Source organism: Psychrobacter arcticus 273-4 (assembly GCF_000012305.1).
GTDB lineage: Bacteria > Pseudomonadota > Gammaproteobacteria > Pseudomonadales > Moraxellaceae > Psychrobacter > Psychrobacter arcticus.
The window spans coordinates 2,021,666-2,046,465 of sequence record NC_007204.1; the positions used below are offsets into that span (position 1 = coordinate 2,021,666).

18 protein-coding genes are annotated in these 24,800 nt (G+C 44.3%); 6 read left to right on the forward strand and 12 right to left on the reverse strand.

Annotation, left to right across the window (positions count from 1 at the left end):
- Positions 1-90: 90 nt before the first annotated feature.
- The 8 genes from eno to PSYC_RS08525 form a co-directional block, all read right to left on the reverse strand.
- A complete protein-coding gene (gene eno / locus PSYC_RS08490) occupies positions 91-1,407 on the reverse strand; it encodes a phosphopyruvate hydratase (RefSeq protein WP_011280900.1) in 1,317 nt (438 codons plus the stop codon).
- 320 nt (positions 1,408-1,727) lie between these two features.
- A complete protein-coding gene (locus tag PSYC_RS08495) occupies positions 1,728-4,088 on the reverse strand; it encodes a heavy metal translocating P-type ATPase (protein ID WP_011280901.1) in 2,361 nt (786 codons plus the stop codon).
- Positions 4,089-4,439: 351 nt separating this feature from the next.
- The gene (locus tag PSYC_RS08500) at positions 4,440-4,664 is read right to left on the reverse strand and encodes a heavy-metal-associated domain-containing protein (protein WP_011280902.1); all 225 of its coding nucleotides are present in this window, start codon (positions 4,662-4,664) and stop codon (positions 4,440-4,442) included.
- Positions 4,665-4,948: 284 nt separating this feature from the next.
- A complete protein-coding gene (locus tag PSYC_RS08505; protein ID WP_011280903.1) occupies positions 4,949-5,203 on the reverse strand; it encodes a heavy-metal-associated domain-containing protein in 255 nt (84 codons plus the stop codon).
- 27 nt (positions 5,204-5,230) lie between these two features.
- Positions 5,231-6,106 (reverse strand): 3-deoxy-8-phosphooctulonate synthase, encoded by an 876-nt coding sequence (gene kdsA, locus PSYC_RS08510; protein WP_011280904.1) that lies wholly within the window; start codon positions 6,104-6,106, stop codon positions 5,231-5,233.
- A gap of 353 nt (positions 6,107-6,459) precedes the next feature.
- Positions 6,460-8,094: a CTP synthase gene (locus tag PSYC_RS08515; RefSeq protein ID WP_011280905.1), complete on the reverse strand. Its 1,635-nt coding sequence runs from the start codon at positions 8,092-8,094 to the stop codon at positions 6,460-6,462.
- 348 nt (positions 8,095-8,442) lie between these two features.
- On the reverse strand, positions 8,443-9,540 hold the full coding sequence (locus PSYC_RS08520) for a porin (RefSeq protein ID WP_011280906.1): 1,098 nt from the start codon (positions 9,538-9,540) through the stop codon (positions 8,443-8,445).
- A 556-nt stretch (positions 9,541-10,096) separates the two neighbouring features.
- A complete protein-coding gene (locus PSYC_RS08525; protein WP_011280907.1) occupies positions 10,097-12,301 on the reverse strand; it encodes a malate synthase G in 2,205 nt (734 codons plus the stop codon).
- A gap of 646 nt (positions 12,302-12,947) precedes the next feature.
- Between PSYC_RS08525 and PSYC_RS08530 the strand changes: the two genes are divergently transcribed.
- Positions 12,948-13,733, forward strand: coding sequence for a tRNA-(ms[2]io[6]A)-hydroxylase (locus tag PSYC_RS08530; protein WP_011280908.1), 786 nt, complete (start codon positions 12,948-12,950; stop codon positions 13,731-13,733).
- 103 nt (positions 13,734-13,836) lie between these two features.
- Here the strand turns inward: PSYC_RS08530 and PSYC_RS08535 are convergent, their stop codons facing one another.
- The 4 genes from PSYC_RS08535 to mtgA all read right to left on the reverse strand — a co-directional run bounded on the left by PSYC_RS08535 (position 13,837) and on the right by mtgA (position 18,204).
- Complete coding sequence (locus PSYC_RS08535) at positions 13,837-14,346, reverse strand: hypothetical protein (protein ID WP_011280909.1); 510 nt, start codon at positions 14,344-14,346, stop codon at positions 13,837-13,839.
- A gap of 123 nt (positions 14,347-14,469) precedes the next feature.
- Positions 14,470-14,784 (reverse strand): hypothetical protein, encoded by a 315-nt coding sequence (locus PSYC_RS08540; RefSeq protein ID WP_011280910.1) that lies wholly within the window; start codon positions 14,782-14,784, stop codon positions 14,470-14,472.
- Between the two features lie 272 nt (positions 14,785-15,056).
- Positions 15,057-17,345 (reverse strand): polyphosphate kinase 1, encoded by a 2,289-nt coding sequence (ppk1, locus tag PSYC_RS08545; protein ID WP_148201663.1) that lies wholly within the window; start codon positions 17,343-17,345, stop codon positions 15,057-15,059.
- A 172-nt stretch (positions 17,346-17,517) separates the two neighbouring features.
- Positions 17,518-18,204 carry a monofunctional biosynthetic peptidoglycan transglycosylase gene (gene mtgA, locus PSYC_RS08550; RefSeq protein WP_011280912.1) on the reverse strand — a complete coding sequence of 229 codons (687 nt, stop codon included), beginning with the start codon at positions 18,202-18,204 and terminating at the stop codon, positions 17,518-17,520.
- Between the two features lie 273 nt (positions 18,205-18,477).
- On the opposite strand from mtgA, the gene PSYC_RS08555 reads away from it, so the two are divergent.
- The 5 genes from PSYC_RS08555 (at position 18,478) to PSYC_RS08575 (ending at position 24,791) form a co-directional block, all read left to right on the forward strand.
- Positions 18,478-18,786, forward strand: coding sequence for a glutaredoxin family protein (locus PSYC_RS08555; protein ID WP_011280913.1), 309 nt, complete (start codon positions 18,478-18,480; stop codon positions 18,784-18,786).
- 237 nt (positions 18,787-19,023) lie between these two features.
- Positions 19,024-20,502, forward strand: a complete 1,479-nt coding sequence (locus PSYC_RS08560; protein ID WP_011280914.1) for an FAD-linked oxidase C-terminal domain-containing protein — start codon at positions 19,024-19,026, stop codon at positions 20,500-20,502.
- On the forward strand, positions 20,499-21,557 hold the full coding sequence (gene glcE / locus PSYC_RS08565) for a glycolate oxidase subunit GlcE (protein WP_011280915.1): 1,059 nt from the start codon (positions 20,499-20,501) through the stop codon (positions 21,555-21,557). The genes PSYC_RS08560 and glcE overlap by 4 nt, the downstream gene beginning before the upstream one ends.
- Before the next feature lie 26 nt (positions 21,558-21,583).
- Positions 21,584-22,792, forward strand: a complete 1,209-nt coding sequence (glcF, locus tag PSYC_RS08570) for a glycolate oxidase subunit GlcF (RefSeq protein WP_011280916.1) — start codon at positions 21,584-21,586, stop codon at positions 22,790-22,792.
- 241 nt (positions 22,793-23,033) lie between these two features.
- Entirely contained in the window at positions 23,034-24,791 is a 1,758-nt protein-coding gene (locus PSYC_RS08575; RefSeq protein WP_011280917.1) for an L-lactate permease, read from the forward strand.
- The last annotated feature ends 9 nt before the right edge of the window (positions 24,792-24,800 follow it).

The window sequence follows — 24,800 nt, forward strand, 5'->3', positions numbered from 1 at the left end:
ATGTAATGACGCCAAACGATATAGAGAGAATATAAACTTGCTGAGCGATATATTTATATACCGCCCAGCATAAGCGACAACTTTGGCTGATTAACCACGCAGACCGATAAACTCTTCTCGACCACGATAGCTTGCGCGTACTTGCTGCTCAATACGAAGCAATTGGTTATACTTTGCAACGCGATCTGAGCGGCATAATGAGCCAGTTTTTATTTGACCCGCAGCGGTACCAACCGCTAAATCAGCAATAGTGCTGTCTTCTGTTTCACCTGAACGATGAGAGATAATCGTTGCGTAGCCGTTTTTCTTCGCCAGATAAATCGCATCTAGCGTTTCTGACAAGGTGCCGATTTGGTTAAATTTAATCAAAATCGCATTGGCAATGTGTTTATCAATCCCTTCTTGCAAGATAGCAGGATTGGTCACAAACAAATCGTCACCGACCAGTTGGACTTTATCACCGATTTGTTCAGTTAAGTACTTCCAGCCATCCCAATCCGACTCATCAAGACCATCTTCGATAGAGATAATAGGATATTGACGCGCCAGACCCACTAAATAGTCTGAAAATCCTTGGCTATCAAAGGATTTATTACCTTCGCCTGCCAAGATGTATTTGCCATCTTTATAGAATTCAGTAGCAGCGCAATCTAAGGCTAGGTGAATGTCTTTACCAGCCGTGTAGCCGACTTGCTCAATCGCTTGCATGATAACCGTAATGGCTTCTTCATTGCTACGCAGGTTTGGCGCAAAACCGCCTTCATCACCCACAGCGGTATTTAGACCTTGCGATTTTAGAACAGATTTTAAGCTATGGAAAATCTCTGTACCAGCACGCAGCGCTTCTGAGAAGCTACTGAAACCAACTGGCTCAATCATAAACTCTTGAATATCAACGGTATTGTCTGCGTGCTCACCACCATTAATAATATTCATCATTGGTACAGGCATCGTAAGCGACGTCTGGTTGCGCAGATCAGCGATATATTGATGTAATGGCAGACTCTGTGATTTGGCAGCCGCTTTAGCAACTGCAAGTGAAACTGCCAATATGGCGTTGGCACCCAAGTTGTCTTTGTTATCTGTACCGTCTAACGCAATCATTGCATCATCAATAGCTTGCTGGGCAGTAACATTTTTGTCCATCAAAGCACTACGGATTTGGCTGTTGACGTTAGCAACTGCTTTTTTGACGCCTTTACCCATATAGCGACTTTTATCGCCATCACGTAGCTCAAGCGCCTCACGTGAACCGGTTGATGCACCACTTGGGGCAGCAGCACGGCCAATAGTACCATCAGCTAAAATAACATCAGCTTCAATCGTTGGGTTACCACGCGAGTCTAAAATCTCACGAGCGCGAATGTCTTTAATTGCGGTGACGTTGTTGGTTTCTTCAGCGTACATAATGTCTGTTAATTCCTTTGGTCATGCCAAGTTTATGAGATAAATAACGGCAACTAGAATACAAAAAAGATAGAGTAGAATATCGTATAGCACCTGCGCCCAAAACAGATTGGTATATTGATACAATCGTCTAATTTTCAGCGCAATTAGGGGGTTATTTATCACCCTAATCACTGACTATAGTGCTTGACATCATAGCATATATTTTACCAAACTTCCTTTATCTTACCCAAACTTGCAAGCATAAAATCACACATAAATAGCAATATTAGCTATTATCGACTGTCCAAAACAAATGCTATACCGCAATCAATTCACCTTTATCCTTGCACTGAGCGGTTCTTATCCGTATTAGAAGCAGATACCGTATTATTCAGCTCAACCTTGGTCTTAAAACGGGTTAAACGCAGTGCATTCATCAATACCGAAATAGAGCTAAGCGCCATGGCGGCAGCCGCAATCATAGGATTCAAAAAGCCAAAAGCTGCTAGCGGAATACCAAGGCAATTATAGATAAAGGCAAAAAATAGATTTTGTTTGATATTGCGCACCGTTGCCTGCGCAATTTTTTGCGCCGCATCGATATGCATGAGGGACTCACCCATCAAGCGTGCAGAGGCACTATGCTGGGCGACATCCGTGCCTTCAAACATGGCAAAGCTGGCATCGGCAGTTGCCATCGCTGGTGCATCATTAACCCCATCTCCTGCCATAGCGACTTTATGACCAGCCGTTTGCAATAAAGCAATTTGGCTCGCTTTGGCTCGCGGACTCATCTTGCCGTACGCTTGCTCGATACCAAGCTGTCCGGCCACATGATCGACGACAGATTGTTTGTCACCGCTCATCAAAATGACGTTAATACCCGCATCTTGTAGTGCAGTAATCGCTTGCGGCGTATCTGATTTCAGATCATCCGCTAAGGCGAAAGCACCTAATGCTTCATCGTTAATACTAATGGCAACGGTACTGGCAATTTGCCATACTTTTGGCATCAGTTCTGGCAATACAAGATTGGCAAACTCTGCAGTACCGACCTTTATCAGCCCAAGCCCTTCTATGGTTGCTTGAATACCTGCGCCTTTTACCACGCTAATATCAGACACGTCAAATAAAGATAAACCACGCGCTGTCGCTGCATTGACCAAAGCGGTTGCAAGCGGATGACTGGCATGCGCTTCAACACTCGCGGCAATCTGCAATACCTCATCAACCATGATTGATTTATCGACCATGACTTCATCGACGATGGTCGGTTTACCGATGGTTAAGGTGCCCGTCTTATCAAGCACCACAGTGTCGATATTGCCCGCTGCCTCAAGGCTTTGCGCATCTTTAAACCAGACGCCGTGACGCGCTGCAACGCCCATACCCGCCATAATTGCCGCGGGCGTCGCCAAACCAAGCGCACAGGGACAAGCAATGACCAAGACGGATACCGCATGCATCAAGGCGGTATCGAGCATACCGGTCAGCCACCACGTCACGCCAAAGGTAACCAGTGCAATCACTACCACGACGGGCACAAAGACCGCAGTGACTCTATCAGCAAGGCGTGCCAGATTGGCTTTTGAGCCTTGGGCATCGCTCAGTGCTTGCACCATATCACCAAGTTTAGTATCGCTACCCTTGGCATTAACGCGATATAACAAGCTACCGTTTTCAACCAACGCACCCGCTAATAATTCATCGCCAGCTTCTTTTTTAAGCGGTACTGATTCACCGGTTAAATGACTCTCGACACACCAGCCAGCACCATCGATGACCGTCCCATCGGTTGCAACACGGCTACCTTGCTTAGCACGCAAGATATCACCCACCTGCACCTCTTGTAGAGCAACATTATGAAAATCGCCATTTGGCTGTTGCTGTTCCACTTCGTCTGGTGTCAGCGATAATAGTAAATCAATACTGTTCAGACTGTGCTTTTTGGTGCGCTCTTCAAGATATTTACCGGTGCGCACAAACGCAATGACCATCACGCCTGCTTCAAAATATACTGCAGGGCTGCCACTCACACCATGACCGCCAGTATGCCCACTTTGCAACAGACTGTTTAAAGTTCCATCACCATAGGTCAACCATAGATAAGTCGAATATGCCCAAATAGTCAATGTGCCAATGACGACCAATACATCCATATTGGCAAGACCGCCTTTAATAGACGCCCATGCACTTTTATAAAATGGCAATGCAAATCCAAACTGTACAATCGTCGCTAGGATAAACTGTATCCAAATCGGTGGCATCCACGCCATACCCTGCCCAACAAGCATGCCTGCCATACCAACTAAAAATGGTACCAAACAAACCCATAAGCCAATCAATCGCCATGGATACTGAGTGCTTGTATCCTCATCTTTCTGAGCGAACAAGCTATCAGCCGCCTGCAAATTGGCGACAAAACCCGTTTTATTGACCCATTCCGTCACCTGCTCTGCCGTCGTCTGTGTCGGATCATAATCCACATTGGCGGTCTCGCCAGCAAAGTTCACACTGACCTCATAGATTGATGGCTTTTTATTCAGCACCTTTTCAATTCGTGATGCACAGGCCTGACACGTCATGCCATCAATCGCCAGTTGCAAATGTGCACGCTCAGGCGCAAGCGGCGTATTTGACTGAATATCAGTCTCAACATTATAAGAATTATCGGTATCGGTACGGGTAGAATCATTCATAAATAAAACTCGTTATGGCGTTTATAAATTTGTATGAGCTATAAAAGTATGTCAGTGGAGGACTAAAAATCTACATCAAGCAAGCAGCGCACTCTAAAGGTCAATATCAGACTACCTCTCAGAGCATTTAAATAGCAATCGTTTTACTGTATCAACCTATATATTAAATGCTCATCACTAGCACCAATTCAACTGTTTTAGTTACATTGGTTTTAGTTACATTGGTGCTAGTCAGCTTAAGCAGAGGTGTTACAGAAATAAGAGAGCTTATCGCTCTACTCTGATATTCATAGTTTCTAACCATTAAAAAACCAGCCATGATAGCTGGTTCGTTTATAACGAAGAATAAAATTAAGCGTTGGCAACGGTGGCATCAAAGCCTGCGTCATCAATAGCAGCAGCAATCGTCTCTACACTGGTTTTGCTATCATCAAAAGTGACGGTTGCTTGGTTATCAGCAAGCTCGATACTGATATCGTCTAAACCATCGATATCTGCGGTGGCGTTATGGACACTTGCCACACAGCCGCCACAAGTCATGCCATCAATTTTAATAATACGCGTTTGGTTCGCCATGTTAGGCTCCTTATTTTTATCTATGAATAAATTGTTTATATATAGTTGAAATACTTTAAAGTCGCTACAGTACTACTGGTGTAAATTTTTTGCAGCCTCTGTCTGCGTAGGCACAGCAAGCAAGAAAAATTTGCACCAGCAGTACGTGTTGTATCGATATTACTTTTCACCGACTATAGTTATATAGCTTAACAGTATAAGTCTTTATGAAAATACTCAAGACCAGCATAAGAGCTATTGGTGTTGACCACAAGTCAGTTTGGTTATACTTTTATCAACCAGACCTAATCATGATGGCGTGGATTCTGAGGAGCATCGATAGGAAATGGCTGAGTGACATAATCGACCATACTAATCGCGGCAGTAAAGGCATGGATACTGGTTCTTGTAGCATCATAACGCACCAACGCCGTATGACGGTCGGTATCCAACTCAATTGCCGTAACGCCTGTGATATTCTTCAAAGCGGTCATTACACTCTCTAAACCTTCCGCATCATTGATGTTTTCGATACTTACTTGTGCCACTTCAATCGCCATTGTCTTGCCCTCACATTCCCTATGATATTAATGAGTATCCAAGGTCTCAAAGCCTTTTACCAAGTCATCAAGCTGCTTAAGCTGACGTAAGAACGGCTCTAACTGGCTCATACGCAATGCACAGGGACCATCACATTTTGCCGTTTCTGGATTGGGATGCGCCTCTAAAAACAGACCTGCCAATCCGGTTGCCATACCCGCACGTGCAAGCGTTGTAATTTGCTCACGGCGTCCGCCCGCGCTATCGCTACGCGCGCCCGGCTGCTGCAAGCTATGGGTCACATCAAAGAACACCGGGATTTCCATCTGCTTCATGGTATCAAAACCCAGCATATCGACCACCAAATTATTATAACCAAAGGCACTACCACGCTCACAAAGAATAAGCTTATCGTTACCGCCCTCAAGACATTTATTGACGATATGGCGCATCTCATGCGGTGCTAAAAATTGGGCTTTTTTGATATTAATGATTGCATCGGTCTTTGCCATTGCATGGACTAAATCCGTCTGACGCGATAAAAACGCAGGCAGCTGAATAATATCCGCCACTTCAGCAACCGGTGCCGCTTGATAAGGTTCGTGGACATCCGTGATAATGGGTACTTGGAATTTTTCTTTGATTTGCCCGAGCCAATCGATACCTTTTTCTAGTCCGGGACCACGATACGAGGTCAGGCTTGAGCGATTGGCTTTGTCAAAGCTGGCTTTAAATACATAGCCAATACCCAAACGCTGGCATATATCGACATACTGCTCGGCAATCTCAAATGCCATCTCTTTGGACTCTAAGACATTCATACCACCAAACAATACAAATGGCTGATCGTTACCGATATTGATGCTTTTATTATTGGGCGTATTAAGCTGAATATGCGACTGTGCGGTTAGTAGATTTTCCATTAAGTGGGTATCCTGTTTATTGTTATCTCATATTGTAACCGATAGTCTCATTAAAAAAAGCCTATAAGCGTAATTGGCTACCAACCATAAGAAAAACTGTCATGCTCACCGCTTAAAAATAACATGTTTTAGAAACATATATAGTTGAAATACTTTAAAGTCGCTACCGTATTGCTGGTGTAAATTTTTTGCAGCCTCTGTCTGCGTAGGCACAGCAAGCAAGAAAAATTTGCACCAGTAGTACGTGTTGTATCGATATTACTTTTCACCGACTATAACCATAAAATCAGCCACAAAAAAAGACCAATCCGAAGATCAGTCTTTTTGTGTCAAAAGCGATTATAAATTAACGATTATTTCGCTTCACTATAATTCTTCGCCGCTTTAACAAAGCTATTAAACAATGGATGACCACCGCGTGGCGAGCTGGTAAATTCAGGATGGAACTGTACCGCAACAAACCATGGATGATCGGCAAGTTCAACCGACTCAACCAAATGCTGCTTAGCAGAATAACCTGATATTGTCATACCTGCCTGCTCTAATGGCTCGATATAGCGGTTATTCATCTCATAGCGATGGCGATGACGCTCAGTGATATTGGTTGCACCGTAGATTTGTGCAAGTTTACTACCAGCAACCAACTCAGCTTGCTGCGCGCCTAGACGCATGGTACCACCAAGGTCTGAATCATCACTACGAATCTGCAATTCACCGCGCTCATCTAACCATTCAGTAATCAAGCCAATGATAGGCTCGGCTGTCTTGCGATCAAACTCAGAAGAGTTGGCATCGATATGTAGCACGTTACGCGCGTATTCAATCACTGCCAGCTGCATACCCAAGCAGATACCTAAGTACGGCACCTTGTTTTCGCGAGCATAGGTAATGGCTTTGATTTTACCCATCGTGCCGCGCTCACCAAAGCCACCTGGCACCAAGATAGCATCGGCATTATGTAGCTGCGCCAATAAGCTGTCATCGTCTTCTAAACGTTCAGCATCGATATAGTCAATTTTAACATCAACTTTATGAGTAATGCCGGCATGTAACAAGGCTTCATTGATCGATTTATAGGCATCTGGCAATTCAACATATTTACCAACCATGGCTACTGTCACCGTCGATTCAGGATTCAGCTGCGCTTCAACGACTTTGTCCCAATCGCTCAAATCTGCTTCTGGTAAATCAAGACCAAAACGCTCACAGATCAAATCATCAAGATCTTGCTCATGCAAGGTGCGCGGAATCTGGTAAATACTTTGCGCATCTTCACACATAATGACCGCACGCTCTTCAACGTTGGTAAATAGTGCAATCTTGCGACGGTTGTCTGGTGAGATATGATGATCAGAGCGGCAAATCAAGATGTCAGGCTGCAGACCGATAGAACGCAGCTCTTTGACTGAATGCTGGGTCGGCTTGGTTTTGGTTTCGCCCGCACTGGCAATATAAGGCACCAATGTTAGATGCATCAGCATGGCGCGATGGCGACCAAGCTCTACTTGCATTTGACGTACTGCTTCCATAAAGGGTAGCGACTCGATGTCACCCACTGTACCGCCAATCTCGATGATAGCGACATCATAACCTTCGCCACTGGCAAGGATTTTACTCTTAATTTCATCAGTGATATGCGGAATCACCTGTACCGTACCACCAAGATACTCGCCACGGCGCTCTTTATTCAAGACGTTTTGATAGATGCGACCACTGGTGAAGTTGTTGCTTTTGCTCATTTTTGAATGGCGTAAAAAACGCTCATAGTAGCCCAAGTCCAAATCCGTCTCGGCGCCATCTTCGGTGACGAATACTTCACCATGCTGGAACGGGCTCATCGTGCCTGGATCGACGTTGATATATGGATCCATCTTGGTCATGGTCACGTTTACGCCCCGTGCTTCTAAGACGGCAGCAAGAGAAGCGGCGGTGATACCTTTTCCTAGTGAGGACACTACCCCACCGGTCACAAATATAAACTTGGTCATAGTACTCTGTCGGTAATTGGTAAAGAAGGATTTTACTAAAAATACGCCATAAAATATAGGGCAAAAGCACAAACTATTTGAAACTCTTCATTTTTAGCATCTGTCTATTATAAGCGCTTAGCTATAGTCGGTGAAAAGTAATATCGATACAACAGGTACTACTGCTGCAAATTTTTCTTGCTTGCTGTGCCTACGCAGACAGAGGCTGCAAAAAATTTACACCAGTAGTACTGTAGCGACTTTAAAGTATTTCAACTATATTATAACCCACTCGCTCATTAAAAACGCCTTAACAAAAAAACCCACCCCGAAGGATGAGTTTTTTATAATCAGATTCTAATGCTTAGATTAGAATTTGTATTCTAGACCAGTACCGATAACGAATACTTCAGCATCAGCGCGATATGTGGCTAAAAAACCAGGCTCAGAAGAAGACATAGATCCATCAGCATCAGCATTATTCATACCAGCATAGGCATGAGCAATGATGTTGTCTTTATACATATATTTACCACCAACAACGATTTGATCTGAATTAACATTGTCCCAACCGCCTAAGTTATCAGTTTTATTGTACTGAGTATAGATAGACGCTGGACGAGCAAAGTTAGTTAAAGGCATTTCAGCGCTAACAACTAAGCCTTTCTCTTTTTTAGAGCCAGCAAAGTCGTAATCAGCTACTTGATATAGCGCACCTAGTGTTACTGGAGCTGCCATGTATTTAGCTAGATCGACAGTCGCCGTACCACGAACGATATCACCTTCGATGTTTTGATCTTTGTCATAAGCAACACCAGCAGTGAAGCCAGTGCCTTGATCAAACATTAATGCAGCACCAAAGCCATCATCTTTACCTTCCTCTTGATCTTCAGCGCTATACATTGCAGAGAACTGTAATGGTAGACCTTGATACTTAGGGGCAGTCCAAATGACTGAACTGTTGATACGACCACTGTCAGCCATGTTTAAGCCTTTAACAACGTCGTTTTCCATATCGTTGTTACCTAAGTTATCAAAGTAACCTTGGTTCACTACAACGTTGTCGATACGAGCTAGCGTTGATTGGTTTCTACCAGCACGGAACTCACCGAATTGCTTATTGTTTACACCAAGGAAGATATCACGGCTTGAGATAGTTCTGTTGTTACCAGAAACATCAATGCCATACTCTAATTGATAGATAACATCAGTATTAGCAGTCATGGCTTCAGAGCCTTTAAAGCCTAAACGTGAAGCATGAGAGTTGATATCTACTGTATTTTCGTCAACGTTTTCGCTGTAACTATAAACAACATTACCGTTGATATCTGAATAGTTATACTCAGCGTCAGCCTCAGCATTGACGTAGTTCATAGCAACAAAAGCTTTACCATAAACAGTTGGGGCTGCGTTGGCTGCAGATACAGATAGGGCAGCGATTGCTGTAGCTAAAAGTAGTTTTTTCATGGGGGTATCTCCACTTTACAATTTTAGTAATGAGCGAGCTATTATTAGCCGGTGCCCAAAATGGTATCGTCACAAATCCTCAAAGATATAATGTGTAACTGGCTACCGAGATTAGTCAGAAACAAGTGTGGCGAAGTTCTATTACCGTAAGATGAAAAAAACCATGACTTACATAACTGCGGTTAAAAAACGTAACTGCCATGTAAACGTTGGTCTTTATCGCTCTGTTGCGTAACATCCGTTACCAAACTCATACTTCGAGTACAAGCATAACAACTTTGACATAATTTGCAACATTTTTTTGATGCTTTAGTTAGTAAAATCTTTGAAACCCACCCTCTACATAAGGTTTTACCTTGAAGAAAATAGAAATAAAAAATACCCCTACTCGTCTGAAACGAATAAGGGTGACTTTTGTCAACATAAACAATAATAATCGGTAATAAGTGTCAGTAACACTGGCTAATCACGGCATGATTGATTGGTCAATAACGCCGTGACTGCCATTAATCCCTATAACCACTCGTTTATTACCGATGACGCACTGTTTTAGCTGTTAGCAGCCGATGCTGGCTTTTAGGTCCAGACGCGCTTGATGCAATAACGGCTCAGTATAGCCACTTGGCTGCTCGCGACCTTTAAACACCAAATCGCAGGCGGCTTTGAAAGCATAGGAATTGTCAAAGTCAGTCGCCATCGGTTGATAATCAGCATCATCAGCGTTTTGCTCATCGACGATTTTTGCCATACGTTTCATAGCGTCCATCACTTGCTGCTCGCTGACCACATTATGATGTAACCAATTGGCGATATGCTGACTTGAGATACGCAACGTCGCACGGTCTTCCATCAAGCCCACATCATTGATATCAGGGACTTTGGAACAACCAACGCCTTGGTTCACCCAGCGTACGACATAGCCTAAGATGCCTTGAGCATTATTATCAATCTCTTGCTGCTTTTCTTTCTCAGTCCAATTGGTGTTTTTTGCCAATGGAATGGTCAAGATATCATCTACGCTTGCGCGCGTACGTGACTTTAGGCTGTCTTGAACCTCAGCGACATTGACTTGATGATAGTGCATGCTGTGCAAGGTCGCTCCCGTTGGTGACGGTACCCACGCAGTATTGGCACCTGACTTTGGATGGGCAATCTTGGTGTCCATCATCTCTTGCATCTCGTCAGGTTTTGCCCACATGCCTTTACCAATCTGAGCGTGACCTTGTAGACCTACTTCCAGACCGATATCGACGTTCCGCTGCTCATAGGCTAGTAGCCACGTTTGCGACTTCATATCGTCTTTGCGGACAAATGGACCTGCATTCATACTGGTGTGCATCTCATCACCGGTACGATCTAAAAAGCCAGTATTGATGAAAATAACCCGCTCTTTTGCTTGGCGGATGGCTTCTTTTAAGTTGACCGTCATACGACGCTCTTCATCCATGATGCCAATCTTTATAGTATGACGCTCTAAGCCCAATAAATCTTCTGAGGCGTTAAATAAGTCATTCGCCATTTTCACTTCGTCTGGACCATGCATTTTTGGTTTGACGATATACATCGAGCCTTTACGCGAGTTTGATAGCTCAGTTTTACCGTTCAAATCATTTAATGATAATAAAGGCGTAATCAAAGCATCCATCAAACCTTCGAAAACTTCTTCTTGCCCATTGCCCAAATCTACCAAAATCGATGGATTTTGCATGAGATGACCGACGTTACGCAGCAATAAGAGCGCGCGACCTGGCAAGGTCAGCGTATCACCCTCTGGCGTGGTATATTTGCGATCAGGATTTTGTTTACGGGTGCGGGTTTTACCGCCTTTCTCAAAGGTTTCTTGCAAATCGCCGTTCATTAAGCCAAACCAGTTGCGATAAGCCTCAACCTTTTCTTCGGCATCGACAGCAGCAATTGAGTCTTCACAATCTTGAATCGCGGTCAGCGCTGATTCTAATAAGACGTCCTTGATATTGGCAGGATCATCTTTACCAATGGGATGATTGCTATCAATTTGAATCTCAGCATGCAAGTTGTTGTTCTTTACTAATACAGCGCTAGGACTGCTGGCATCGCCAACGAAACCTGCAAACTGTGCGGCATTTTTCAGCTGCGTGCTGCTATCACCTTGAGCAATTTCAAGCTTGCCATCGACCACTTTAAAACCAGTTACATCGCTATATGATCCTGATGCTAGCGTAAAGTTTTCATCTAAGAAATTTTTGGCATAAGCGACGACCGCAGCGCCGCGTGTTGGGTTATAACCGCCTTTCGCTTCTTGACCATTTTCATCACTGATAACATTGGTGCCATATAAAGCATCATATAAGCTGCCCCAACGCGCATTATTGGCATTCAAAGCATAACGAGCATTACGTACTGGCACTACCAACTGCGGTCCTGCAATGAGTGCAATCTCATCATCGACGTTTTCTGTGCTGACGCTGAACGCTTCGCCTTCTGGTAAGAGATAACCAATTTCTTGTAAAAATGCCTTATACACTGGATAATCAATATCGCCATTTTTGGCAGGGTGTTGCAGGTGCCATTGGTCAATTTTCGCTTGAATATTATCGCGGGTTGCAAGCAGCGCTTTATTACGTGGCGTAAACTCTTTAATGACCTTTTCAAAACCTGACCAATAACCGTCTGAATCAATACCGACTTTCGGCAGCACTTCATTTTCGATAAAATCGAACAGCTGCTGATCAATGGCAAGAATGCCTTTTTGAACGCGATTGGCATTAGAAGACTGGCTCATACTGTTATCCTTATCTGTTTGTTAGATTTGTTGATACTGGGCTGCTAAAACATACCTCATCCATGTACACAATCATGCAAAAGGGCGCATAAAGCAGAGTTGCAAAGTAATAAATGTTCGACCATAAGCGACAAACCAAGTAAATTTACTGCTGCATTACATCGGCTGTCATTATTTGAGCGGTGTTTAACGTTTTATTATCAGATATTATCTAGATAGGTTTTAAACAAAAATGGGCTATAAAGCTTAGATTTTGAGACGCGATTGATAGTTGATATACTATTGACTACCTGCTATCAGCTGACAATCAATAGTAAGACAAAATACGCTAAAAGCAAAATGTTATCCTACTATCAAATAAGGAAATAAACAAGGAAACCCCATTTAGTAAATAAATGCTTGTGCTGTAGATAAATGATAGTCTATAAGCCACATGGGTTAGCAGTGATTAGCTTACTTTTATATGCCATGAACTTAATCATCAGTATAAACGGTAAGTAATCATTACGGTATTAATTTATGGGTAACGGTTATCTATCACATCAAAGTCATTTAGATAATTTAAATACATTTAGCGCCCATATACTGAATACTTACTTTTTTTATTATTTTATCCATCCACTCGTTGATAAAGCCCAATCAAACTATGATTATAAATGCTCAAGACTCATCGGTATCTACAATAACGCATCACTCCCCCTCTAAATCTGATACTGCTACAAAGGATAATGTTGTCATAAACACGGCATTAGACGGCAATAGTAACGAAAGTAGCAGCCATGAAGACAGTGTCGACATTACCCAGCTGAGCCCGCCGTTAAAGGTAGATTTATCGCTTATTTATAATTTTTTGGGCGCGCGAACTTCGCAAGCTTGGGTGAATGCTGCCATTGATAACTTAGCGCTGATTATTCAAGACCATGCCAATTGTGAAAAAAAGGCAGCCGGTACAGCGATGAACCTCATCTTTCGCTATGAGTTCTCCTATGACTTACAGCGTAAATTGGCGCAATTGATACGAGAAGAAATGCTGCACTACGAGCAAGTGCTCGGCATTATGCATGAGCGTGGGCAAGCATGGAAATATCTGAGTGCTGGGCGCTATGCCAAAGGAATGCTCAAACACAAGCGCACTTATGAGCCCGCTGCGATGATAGATGTGCTTATCATTGGCGCGTTTATCGAGGCACGTTCTTGTGAACGTTTTGCCGCACTTGCTGAGGTTATCAATGATGAGCGTTTGGCCAAATACTATCGCTATCTATTGAAGTCAGAAAGCCGCCATTTTGAGGATTATTTGGCATTGGCGCAGTCATTGTCTGATGACAGTATCGATGAGCGTGTCACGTTCTTTAAAGAAGTAGAGGCAGAGCTGATATCGACTCCAGATACTGAACTGCGCTTTCATAGCGGTGATCCTGTTGCTCTCTAACTGAGTAGAGCTATGGTCAGTAAATAAAAAAAGGTGATGCTAGCAACGTATTAAATGATTACTGGCAGCACCTTTTATAAGCTATCTGAATGTTCTAAATGCCTTAAAAATCCTTTTCGTCAGGATTTAATACACGGGTTTGAGCATTATCAATATTTGCATAACGATTTAAATCGTTTATGCCTTCGCTTTTAGCCTCTTTATCAATAGTGGTATGTTCATTGATACCATCATCAAAAGCATTGCCCTCTTGATCGCGGCGGTCTGGCTGACGGGCAGGATTATCGCCAGCATTAACATGTTCTGACCCTACAACGCCCTCTTGAAAAGTATCAGTACCTTTATTGATAGTGGTATGATTTTCAATGCTGTCATCCGTTGACATTACATTATAGCTATCATGATGAATGTCTTCATGTCTATGGTTACCATGCTCGACATCATCGCTCGCATATCTGGTACCAATGACGGTCTCTTGAGATGTCGCTGTGCTTTTTTCTGTACTATCGTGAGCTGCGATGTTGTCAACAGTACGTGCATGTGTATTGTCGATATGACCATCATGATTGTTGATAGGCATTTTGGTTAATGCGGGATCTTTTGTTTCCATCATAATATCCTTATATTTTTGATTTACCTTTCTTGTTATTTTGCTCAGCATTAAATGCCTGACAATGACTATCTATATGATATGTCAAACTATGTGAGATAAAATATCTCACGACTATAAATAAAACTATTCATTGCCTTTTTGCGACAAATCATAAGCATTTAGATCGCCGACATTTTTGCCACCTGGAGGCAGATTTTCTTCTTTGCGTGGGTCAGCATATATCTCATCCGTCTCTTGTGACTCCTGCTGCGGTCCATCGATTTCAGGATCGTGTTTACGACCTTCATAACTGTCCGATGGATTATCTGGATACAGCTGCGCTGGATCGTTGATTAATACAGGCTCTTCATTATTTGGGTGCATGTTATTAGTTTGAATACTGTCTGCTTGCTCAGCGGCTTTTTTGATGTCCGAACTATCGTTATTGATATGACTCATGATGAAATCCTGTTTTCTTATTGAGATACTGTTATAAAGCTGAATTTTTGTACTTATTAATTCAATTATAAGTACAAATTTCAGAGCCCTACCAGTGTGCTGCCGTATCAATATGTGAATAAGTGTGAGCTTACCAGACAGTTTGTAACCATAGATTAAAATGAATAGACACAAAAAAACCAAGCACAGAATAGTCCCTATGCTTGGTATAGCTATTTATTAACGATTGTGCTGGCGTTAATCGACCTGATAACCGCTATTAAACAAGACCGTTATACAGGCTCACCCACGCGATTAATCACCTTTAATAAATACTCTTGGGCAATATGCGGCGTCTCACCTATTGCTGGCTGATTTTGCTGCCAGCGGCCATCACCGCTGAGTGTCCATGCTTGGGTATTGTCTTGGAGGTAGTTTAACAATCCATCTTGATAGATCTGCTTGAACAGCTTTTCATCTTCAATCGGAAACGCCACCTCTACACGGTGGAATAAATTACGATCCATCCAATCGGCGCTGCCACAGTACAGACGCTCATCACCATCATTATAGAAGTAATAAATGCGAGTATGCTCCAAAAATCGACCGACAACAGAACGTACGGTGATATTTTCGGACAGACCTTTTACTTGTGGGCGCAGACAGCATATGGAGCGCAAAATCAGCTCGATTTTGACCCCTGCTTGTGAGGCATCATATAGTTTATCAATCAAACGACGTTCGGTTAAGGCGTTTACTTTGACAATAATATGAGCGCGCTTGCCCGCCTTTGCATGAGCAATTTCATCATCGATAAAGCTCATCAATTTATCGTGCAAGGTAAACGGTGCATGTAACAGCTTTTTGAGGTTAGCGGGTTTGCCCATGCCCGTCAGCTCTTGGAATATCTTGTGGACGTCTTCTGAGATATCGGGGTCAGCGCTGAACAAGCCATAATCGGTATAGGCTTTGGCATTTGCCGCATGATAGTTGCCCGTGCCTAAATGCACATAACGCCGAATTTTATCGTCCTCGCGGCGCACGATGAGTATGAGCTTGGCGTGGGTTTTGTAGCCGACAATACCGTAGACAACCACTGCACCCGCTTCTTGCAGATAATTGGCAACGGCAATATTAGACGCCTCATCAAAACGCGCGCGTAACTCAATGACCGCCGTCACCTCTTTGCCATTGCGCGCTGCTGCCGCTAGGGCCTTGACGATTTCTGAATTGGTACCTGAACGATAGAGCGTTTGTTTAATCGCCAATACCTTTGGATCAATGGCAGCTTGCCACAGCAAATTGATAATCGGTGAAAACGCATGGAACGGATGATGCACCAACACATCACCTTTACGCATAGCAGCAAACATACTGGTCGCTTTATCAAGCTTGTCGACTTCACGGCGAAACGGTTTAGGCACCACATGGGTGAAAGGCTGATAACGCAATGCTGGAATATTAAAATCGAAGAGCAGCCGCGTTAAATTGACGGGTCCATTGACGCGGTATAATTGATTGTCATGCAGCTCAAACTCATTGAGCAAATAATCACTGATTGGGGTCGGACATTTGGTGGTCACTTCAAGTCGTACCTTATCACCAAAGCGGCGGTTTTCAAGCTCACCCTCTAATGCTTTAGCAATGTCATCGACGTCATCTGCCAAGTCCAAATCAGCATTACGCGTCAACCTAAACTGATGGCAACCGGTGACATTCATACCGGGGAATAGCTCACCGATATGCTCATGAATCACTGCCGATAGCATGACATGATGCTCTTTGCCACCAGTCAACTCATCAGGCAGACGAATAACGCGTGGCAAGCTACGCGGCGCGGGTACGATAGCCAAATTGATATCGCGACCAAAGGCATCTTTGCCCTCTAACGTCGCAATAAAGTTCAAGCTTTTATTGACCAAGCGCGGGAATGGGTGTGCAGGATCAATGCTAATGGGCGTCAATACTGGCGATACCTGCTCAGTAAAATAGCGCTTCATCCATGCTGATTGCTCGGTATTAAGTTCATCGCGCTTTAGATAACGGATGTCTTCAAGCGCCAATGCTGGCAAGATATCTTCATTTAAAATACGGTATTGCTCAGCGATGGCATCATGGGTCACGGCTGATATTTCATTAAGAATTTCACTTGGGCGCATACCGTGAACGCTAGTGGATACATCACCCAGACTGAGCTTTTGCATGATACCTGCCATGCGAATCTCAAAAAACTCATCGATATTGGAGGAAAAAATCATTAAAAAGAATAAACGCTCAAGCAAAGGATGGCGGGGATCTGCCGCTTGTGCCAAGACCCGCAGATGAAATTGCAATAAAGACAAGTCGCGATTGATATAGCTGCTGGGTGAATAATTGCCATCTTCCGAGCGTTGCCAATCAACCTCGGCTAAGACTTGGGTGCTACGCAGATCGTGAAGGCTGTCATCGGTAGGAGGATTACCGGTATTAATGACACTGTCTGCGTTGTCTGTGTCACTCTCTCTATTGACATCATGATTCGCATCAAGATATTCCTCAATAACATCAGCTGCCTTATCACTACTACTGCACTTATTATCCATCTCTGACACGTTACTACTCCTTTACTGTTATCAACCTGCCATTATTTTTATATCAATCTTATGCTGTCATTACTTTTATACCATACTTTTTATTATTGTTATTTTATAAACAAGGCTGTCTCGTGTTTAGGCTGTCTTGTATTGAATATATCATCATTAAATGTCGCTACAACTAAGCAGATTGTGGCAATATCGCATTTTTCATACGTTTTTTGATAACACGTTGTTTTTTGCGCAGGCGCTTGTCACCTTGATTATCTTGATAATACTTTGGGTTGGTTAGCATGGCGATCAGTAACGCTGATTCATCACGATTTAGGTTATTTGCCGTTTTATCAAAGTAATGCTGCGCGGCTGCCTCGACACCATAAATACCATTGCCAAACTCTGCCACATTCAAATACGCGGTCAAAATTCGCTGCTTATCCCACAAGGTTTCAATCATTATGGTGAGAATAGCCTCTTCAGCTTTACGGGTATAAGATCGGTGCGAAGTTAAAAATAGGTTTTTAGCCAATTGTTGGGTAATAGTTGAGCCGCCCGCCGACATCTTGCCATTCGCTTCATTCTTTTTCCTTGCCGCCTCAATACCTTTCATATCAAAACCGTTATGCTGACTAAACGTTGAATCTTCACTGACAATCGCCGCTTGCTTAGCAGATTTGGCAATGGCGTCATATTCAACCCAAGTTTGGCTAACATCACCGCCCGTAATGCGATGGGTAAGCATAAACATGCTGTTATTGATCGGCTGCGTTTTCCAAATTAATAGCAGCCCTGCGACCAACACATGGAATGCGACGACCAACACCATCAATGCCAATAATAGTCGTTTGATAAATTTGCCAAAACTTGTCATGCGAGTTGTCCAAGTGATTGAAAAGATAAGAAGAGAAAGTAAGAAGCACGCCGCCAATCATGGTGACTCTAAAGAAAGGAACCATAAATAGCAGCTCATCTTACCTAATCTCACAATCGCTGTCATTATTTACCCCACTTCTTTATCATGTCACAGAGTACACGTAAAAAGATTCAGTAAAAACGACAGCAGAATAACTGCTTTTTTGCCGTCTAAGAATATGAATATTGTATTTATGCGCTTTGCATTAAGGATTAACATAAGAGAGTAGCTATGTACGAGAATAATAATATAGGAACATTACGCGCACGTATGATTGAAGAAAAGCCTGAGCTTGGGTCTCCTGAAAATACGGCTAAATGGTGGCTGCTCGGCACCTCAGGCTGTCATTTATGCGACATGGCTGAACAGCTGATGACACAGCTGCAAGCGGTGCAACGCATTACCTATGAGCATGTCGATATTGCCGACTTTGATGAGCCACTGATGATGGAGTTTGCGACGACTATTCCAGTCATCTTGACACCGACAAAGCGCTTAAATTATCCGTTTTCGATCATGGATTTACAGCGTTTATTGTAACCCTGCCAGCGCCTGCGCGCTTATTTAACACAGCTGTGAAACAAGCTTCATTCCTACTAATTTAAAACATTACCTATTATTTTATTCAGTTTTAGCCAATATATTGATAGCCAACCTTTCCTTTTTTTTATTAGCAACTTAAGGTTGCTTATGTAATAATGCAGCGAGTATCGACAATTTAGTGAATATCGACAATTTAGTGAGTATCGACAATTTAGTGAGCAAAGGAAAGCCACCATGAATCAGAGCTTAAGACCTGATAAAGCCGCTCTAGTAGAGCTGTTTCGCGATTTTATTGAGCCTCAATATGTGATCAATGATGAGGAGACCCAAAAGCCTTTTGAGTGTGATGGCTTATCGGTGTATTGCGATATGCCGCTCATTACGGTGCTCCCAAAAACCGTTGAGCAGGTTTGCGAGGTGATGCGTATCTGTTATCGCTATCAAATCCCTGTGGTGGCGCGCGGTGCCGGTACTGGTTTGTGTGCAGGCGCGATGCCCAACCCTGATGGCGTCTTATTGGTGTTGTCCCGATTTAAGCATATCCTTGATATTGATCCGCTTGCCCGTAGCGCGCGTTTGCAGCCAGGTGTCCGCAACCTTGCTATTAGTGAGGCGGCAAGTCCCTATGGCTTGTACTATGGCCCAGACCCCTCCTCACAGATTGCCTGCTCCATCGGTGGCAACGTCGCCGAAAACTCGGGCGGCGTCCATTGTCTCAAATATGGTCTGACCACTCATAACTTATTAAAAATTGAGATGGTCACAGTCGAAGGAGAGCTCATTACTATTGGTAGTGAAGGTCTTGATAGCAATGGCTTTGATTTGATGGCTCTGATTACCGGCTCTGAGGGTCTACTTGGGGTGATTACTGAAGTGACGGTCAAGCTGCTACCTAGCCCTGAAAAGGCTCAGGTCATTATGGCCGGTTTTGATAACGTTCAGACCGCAGGGGATGCAGTCGGCGGCGTGATTGCCAAAGGTATTATTCCAGCCGGACTTGAGATGATGGACAGCCCAGCTATCATAGCCGCCGAAGCGTTTGCTCATGCAGGCTATCCAACTGATGCCCAAGCTTTGCTGCTGTGTGAGTTAGATGGTAGCGAGGCGGAAGTTCAAGAACAGATTGCAGAGGTTGAGCAGCTGTTTATCGAGCTTGGCGCAACCACAACGCGTGTCTCACAAAGTGAGGCGGAGCGCGCTTTATTGTGGAAAGGTCGAAAATCGGCATTCCCCGCTGTCGGACGAATATCTCCTGACTACTACTGCATGGATGGCACCATTCCGCGTAGCCAACTTGCCCACGTCCTAACAGAAATGCAAAAACTCTCAGAGCAATACGGTCTGCGCGTCGCCAACGTGTTTCATGCTGGGGACGGCAATTTGCACCCGCTTATCTTATTCGATGCCAATGTGCCAGGAGAGCTTGAGCGCACTGAAGAGTTTGGCAGCCGTATTTTAGAGCTTTGCGTCAAAGTCGGCGGCTGCATAACTGGTGAGCATGGGGTTGGTGTCGAAAAAATCCGCCAAATGACGATTCAGTTTAACGATCAAGAGCTGACACAGTTTCATGCAATCAAGCACGCCTTTGACCCAATTGGCACGCTAAATCCGGGTAAGGGCATTCCAGTGCTCAAGCGCTGTCAAGAGTACCGTACCCTTGACAGACCGCAACACAAACATGACTCTCAACCACAGCAAGGAGATCTGGCATGACAGACATCAGTCAAGAGCTGATTGCGCGGGTAAGACAAGCCAGCCATGATGGCACATCACTACAAATCATGGGCGGGGGCAGCAAGCAGTTTATGGGACGTGAGCCAATAGGCGACCCCATCAGTCTTAGCGAGCACAAAGGCATCATCAGTTATGAGCCGATCGAATTGGTGCTGACCGCCCGTGCTGGAACCCCAATTAGTGAGATTAACAGCGCCTTGGCAGAACACAATCAGTGCTTAGCATTTGAGCCACCGACATTTAACGGGCAAGCAACCTTGGGCGGCACATTGGCCTGCCATTTATCAGGCCCAGCAAGACCTTGGAGCGGCTCAATAAGAGACCATGTTTTAGGAATTCGCCTGATTAATGGCCACGCAGAAGAACTGCGCTTCGGCGGTCAGGTGATGAAAAACGTCGCCGGTTATGATGTCTCACGGATGCAAGCAGGCGCTATGGGCACTTTGGGTATCATTACTGAAGTCAGTCTAAAAGTCATGCCTAAGCCTGCCGCCACTGTCACTATCAAGCAGGAGATGGACGCTGCGAAGGCAATTGAGACCATGAACCGTCTCTCAGGACAATCCAAACCCTTAACGGGGGCTTGTTGGTTTGACAATCATTTGTATTTGCGGTTGGCAGGCGCACGAAGTGCTGTAGACAGTACCGTCAACCAATGGCAAGGCGCGGCTTTAGAGGATACAGATGCCTTTTGGTCAACGCTTCGTGAGCAGCAATTGGATTATTTTTTAGACGCGTCCTCATTGTGGCGGTTTTCTGTAAAAAGTAGCGCGGCGCATGTGCTACCAGATGAAGATTGGCTGTTTGATTGGGGAGGTGCGCAGCGCTGGCTTCGTGGCGACTTTACCGCGGACAAGTTAGAAGCGCTCGCTGAGACCGCAGGCGGTCAGGTCAGCCTTTATCGCGGTGGTGATAGGAGTCAGGAGGTCTTTCATACTCAGTCTGAGGCACTCCAAAAGCTCCACCAGCGCCTCAAACATGCCTTTGATCCGAATGGGGTTTTCAATCCCAATCGTTTATACAGCTGGATGTAAATTGTCTCGATGACAAGGAAGACATAATGCGAACTCAAATTAATGTAAAATATCTGGATCACCCAGATATTCAAGAAGCCGACGATATTTTGCGCACTTGCGTTCACTGTGGATTTTGTAATGCTACGTGTCCTACATATCAAGAGCTTGGCGATGAGCGTGACGGCCCTCGCGGTCGTATTTATTTACTAAAACAAATGCTTGAGACAGGTGATGTTAGCGAAAAATCACAACTTCATTTAGACCGCTGCTTGACTTGTCGTAGCTGCGAGACTACTTGCCCCTCTGGGGTAAAATATGGCCGCTTGGCTGAAATTGGCCGCGATATTATGGAAAAACAGTTATCGCGACCTGCCGATCAAAGATTCAAACGCTGGCTTATCAGGAAGGTGTTGCCCTATCCGAACCGATTTAGGTTTCTTTTACGACTTGGACAACTGTTTCGCTCCTTTTTGCCCCGCGACTTAAAAGTCCAAGTCCCTGTTAAGCAAATCGCCCGCCCGCGACCCTCGCAGCAACACTCGCGTCAAATGCTGGTGCTAGAGGGCTGCGCCCAACCTTCTGCCACCCCCAACACCAACAGTGCCGCTGCCCGAGTACTTGATAAGCTAGGCATCAGCTTGATCGCTGCGCCAGATGCCGGATGTTGCGGCGCTGTGAGCTATCACATACCAGCCCATGAAGAAGGGCTTGCGTTCATGCGGCGCAATATCGATGCGTGGTGGCCATATATTGAAGCTGGGGCTGAATCCATTGTCATCAGTGCCTCAGGCTGCGGCTCGATGGTCAAAGAGTACGGCGAAAAACTCAAACATGACGATGCTTATGCGGCTAAAGCCGAACGTATCAGTGCGCTGACCCGAGACCTGAGTGAGATTTTAATCAAAGAGGACTTGGAGAAATTGGTAGTGAAACAGACGAATCGCAAGACCGCTGTCCACTGCCCATGCTCGCTACAGCACGCTCAGCAGTTAGGCGGTCATGTTGAGCAGATTTTGCAACGCGCTGGGATTGAGCTCTCTAAAACCCAAAACGGACATTTATGCTGCGGCTCTGCTGGCACCTACTCGCTCCTTCAACCTAAGCTGAGCCAGCAACTACTCACCAATAAGATCACCGACCTTACCATCGAGAACCCAGATCAGATTGTGACGGCCAACATCGGATGCCAACTGCATTTAGGAAGCCATGCGTCTGTCCCGGTCAAGCACTGGATCGAATTGTTAGACCCATAACAAACCCAACTATAATGAGTTGATTTGATTGTAAAAGACAATCATAATCAACTCTTTGTTACAGTGACTAAGAATACAAGGCCTCACCTAATTTTTAAAATAAGTTCTTTACCGCCATTTGGATAACGCCCTCAGTACTAAAAAACTACGGGCTTCTTTTGGCTTAATATCAATAAAGAGAAGTATCCTTCAATGATATTTCAAAAATGACTTCAATTACATATACCAAGGAAGGTTTTTTATGTACACTTTTTTGGCCTTAGCGCCTATTCTAGTAGTCCTCATTTTGCTTGTAGTTTTGCGGCTTCCTGCCAAGACTTCTATGGGCGTTGCATATTTAGTAACCGCGCTATTAGCATTGTTCGTTTGGCAAGCCAGTGGCGCCCAAGTAGCAGCCGCTAGTGTAAACGGTCTCATCGTCGCACTCTCGCTTTTGTTTATTGTATTTGCCGCTATTTTATTGCTGAATACTTTAAAGGAAGGAGGTGCTATTGTCGCTATCCGTAAAGGCTTTATGGATATCTCACCCGATAGACGCGTTCAAGTTATCATTGTGGCGTGGTTATTCGGCTCGCTGATAGAAGGCTCATCAGGATTTGGTACGCCATCTGCTATCGGCGCACCGTTGTTGTTGGCTTTAGGTTTCCCAGCGATGGCATCGGTTATGGCTATGTTAATTATTCAGTCGACGCCCGTATCATTTGGTGCCGTTGGTACACCAATGTTAGTTGGCGTTTGGAGTGGTATCAATGATAAGCCAGATATAACGCAAGCGATTGCGCCACTCTCAACTGAAAACTATCTATTACAAATTGTGGGTAACGTCGGTCTGATACATGCGCTGGTAGGCTTTTTAATTCCGTTACTTTTGTGTGGATTTTTGACTCGGTTCTTTGGTAAAAATCGCTCCTTCGTTGAAGGGCTCAAAATATGGCCTTTTGCAATTTTTGCTGGTCTCTGCTTTACCGTTCCTTATTATTTAGTGGCTAGATACCTAGGTCCTGAGTTCCCATCATTGGTTGGCGGTTTTATTGGTCTTATGATTGTGCTTCCTTTAGCAAAGCGCGGCTTTTTGATGCCTAAAGACACTTTCGATTTTGCGCCACGCGCTAAATGGGATAAAGACTGGCTCGGCTCGTTACCTGAAGAAAAGTTTGATGATGCCATTGCTCCAAGATTTTCTTTGGTTCATGCATTTTCTCCTTATCTCATCGTTATTGCCCTATTAATCATCACTCGAGTCATTGCACCGCTGAAGGCATTCTTGACTGGAGATTTGACCACTATACAATTTACCAATCTTTTTGGTACGACTATTTCTAGTAAACTACAACTTGCCTATTCTCCAGGTATCATTCTAATTATTGTTGCCTTAATCTCTATCTGGTTGTTCAAAATGAACGGACAAGCCGTAAAACGTAGTTGGAGTAGTTCTGCAACAACCATGTTAGCCGCCGCACCAGCCCTGCTGCTTTCGGTACCTATGGTACAAGTATTCATCAACTCCGGGTCAGCTGCTGAAGTAGTAAATTCGCTACCCGCTATGCCCATATTACTGGCTGAGAGTGCCTCTGGTGCATTTCAAAATGCATGGCCACTCGTGTCTCCGTGGATTGGCGCGCTGGGTGCGTTCATTGCAGGCTCAAATACCGTCAGTAATATGATGTTCGCTTACTTTCAGTGGTCAACCGCTAGTCAAATTGGCTTAGATGCCAACCTTGCTGCACAAGTAGTAGCACTGCAAGCGGTAGGCGGCGCAGCTGGTAATATGATTGCGGTACATAACGTTGTTGCTGCTTGCGCGGTGGTTGGCCTGATGGATAAAGAAGGCTATGTTATTCGTAAAACCTTAGTAGCAATGACATACTATGTTATTCAGGCAGGATTGATCGGTATGGGTATTATTTTCGGTCAAATGATGTGGTGGATCTTGGCTGTCATTTGGCCAATAGCATTTTTTGGCATCATGGCAATGACGAGTAAAAAAGCCGTTGCTTAACATGAGCTA

Coding starts and splice junctions, on each gene's coding strand:
- PSYC_RS08525 (WP_011280907.1), bottom strand. CDS start 12,301: ATGAGCCAGTCTTCTAATGCCAATCGCGTTCAAAAAGGCATTCTTGCC.
- PSYC_RS08515 (WP_011280905.1), bottom strand. CDS start 8,094: ATGACCAAGTTTATATTTGTGACCGGTGGGGTAGTGTCCTCACTAGGA.
- PSYC_RS08530 (WP_011280908.1), top strand. CDS start 12,948: ATGATTATAAATGCTCAAGACTCATCGGTATCTACAATAACGCATCAC.
- PSYC_RS08540 (WP_011280910.1), bottom strand. CDS start 14,784: ATGAGTCATATCAATAACGATAGTTCGGACATCAAAAAAGCCGCTGAG.
- PSYC_RS08555 (WP_011280913.1), top strand. CDS start 18,478: ATGTACGAGAATAATAATATAGGAACATTACGCGCACGTATGATTGAA.
- PSYC_RS08500 (WP_011280902.1), bottom strand. CDS start 4,664: ATGGCGAACCAAACGCGTATTATTAAAATTGATGGCATGACTTGTGGC.
- PSYC_RS08505 (WP_011280903.1), bottom strand. CDS start 5,203: ATGGCGATTGAAGTGGCACAAGTAAGTATCGAAAACATCAATGATGCG.
- PSYC_RS08575 (WP_011280917.1), top strand. CDS start 23,034: ATGTACACTTTTTTGGCCTTAGCGCCTATTCTAGTAGTCCTCATTTTG.
- eno (WP_011280900.1), bottom strand. CDS start 1,407: ATGTACGCTGAAGAAACCAACAACGTCACCGCAATTAAAGACATTCGC.
- PSYC_RS08520 (WP_011280906.1), bottom strand. CDS start 9,540: ATGAAAAAACTACTTTTAGCTACAGCAATCGCTGCCCTATCTGTATCT.
- glcE (WP_011280915.1), top strand. CDS start 20,499: ATGACAGACATCAGTCAAGAGCTGATTGCGCGGGTAAGACAAGCCAGC.
- ppk1 (WP_148201663.1), bottom strand. CDS start 17,345: ATGGATAATAAGTGCAGTAGTAGTGATAAGGCAGCTGATGTTATTGAG.
- PSYC_RS08560 (WP_011280914.1), top strand. CDS start 19,024: ATGAATCAGAGCTTAAGACCTGATAAAGCCGCTCTAGTAGAGCTGTTT.
- glcF (WP_011280916.1), top strand. CDS start 21,584: ATGCGAACTCAAATTAATGTAAAATATCTGGATCACCCAGATATTCAA.
- kdsA (WP_011280904.1), bottom strand. CDS start 6,106: ATGGAAAATCTACTAACCGCACAGTCGCATATTCAGCTTAATACGCCC.
- PSYC_RS08535 (WP_011280909.1), bottom strand. CDS start 14,346: ATGATGGAAACAAAAGATCCCGCATTAACCAAAATGCCTATCAACAAT.
- mtgA (WP_011280912.1), bottom strand. CDS start 18,204: ATGACAAGTTTTGGCAAATTTATCAAACGACTATTATTGGCATTGATG.
- PSYC_RS08495 (WP_011280901.1), bottom strand. CDS start 4,088: ATGAATGATTCTACCCGTACCGATACCGATAATTCTTATAATGTTGAG.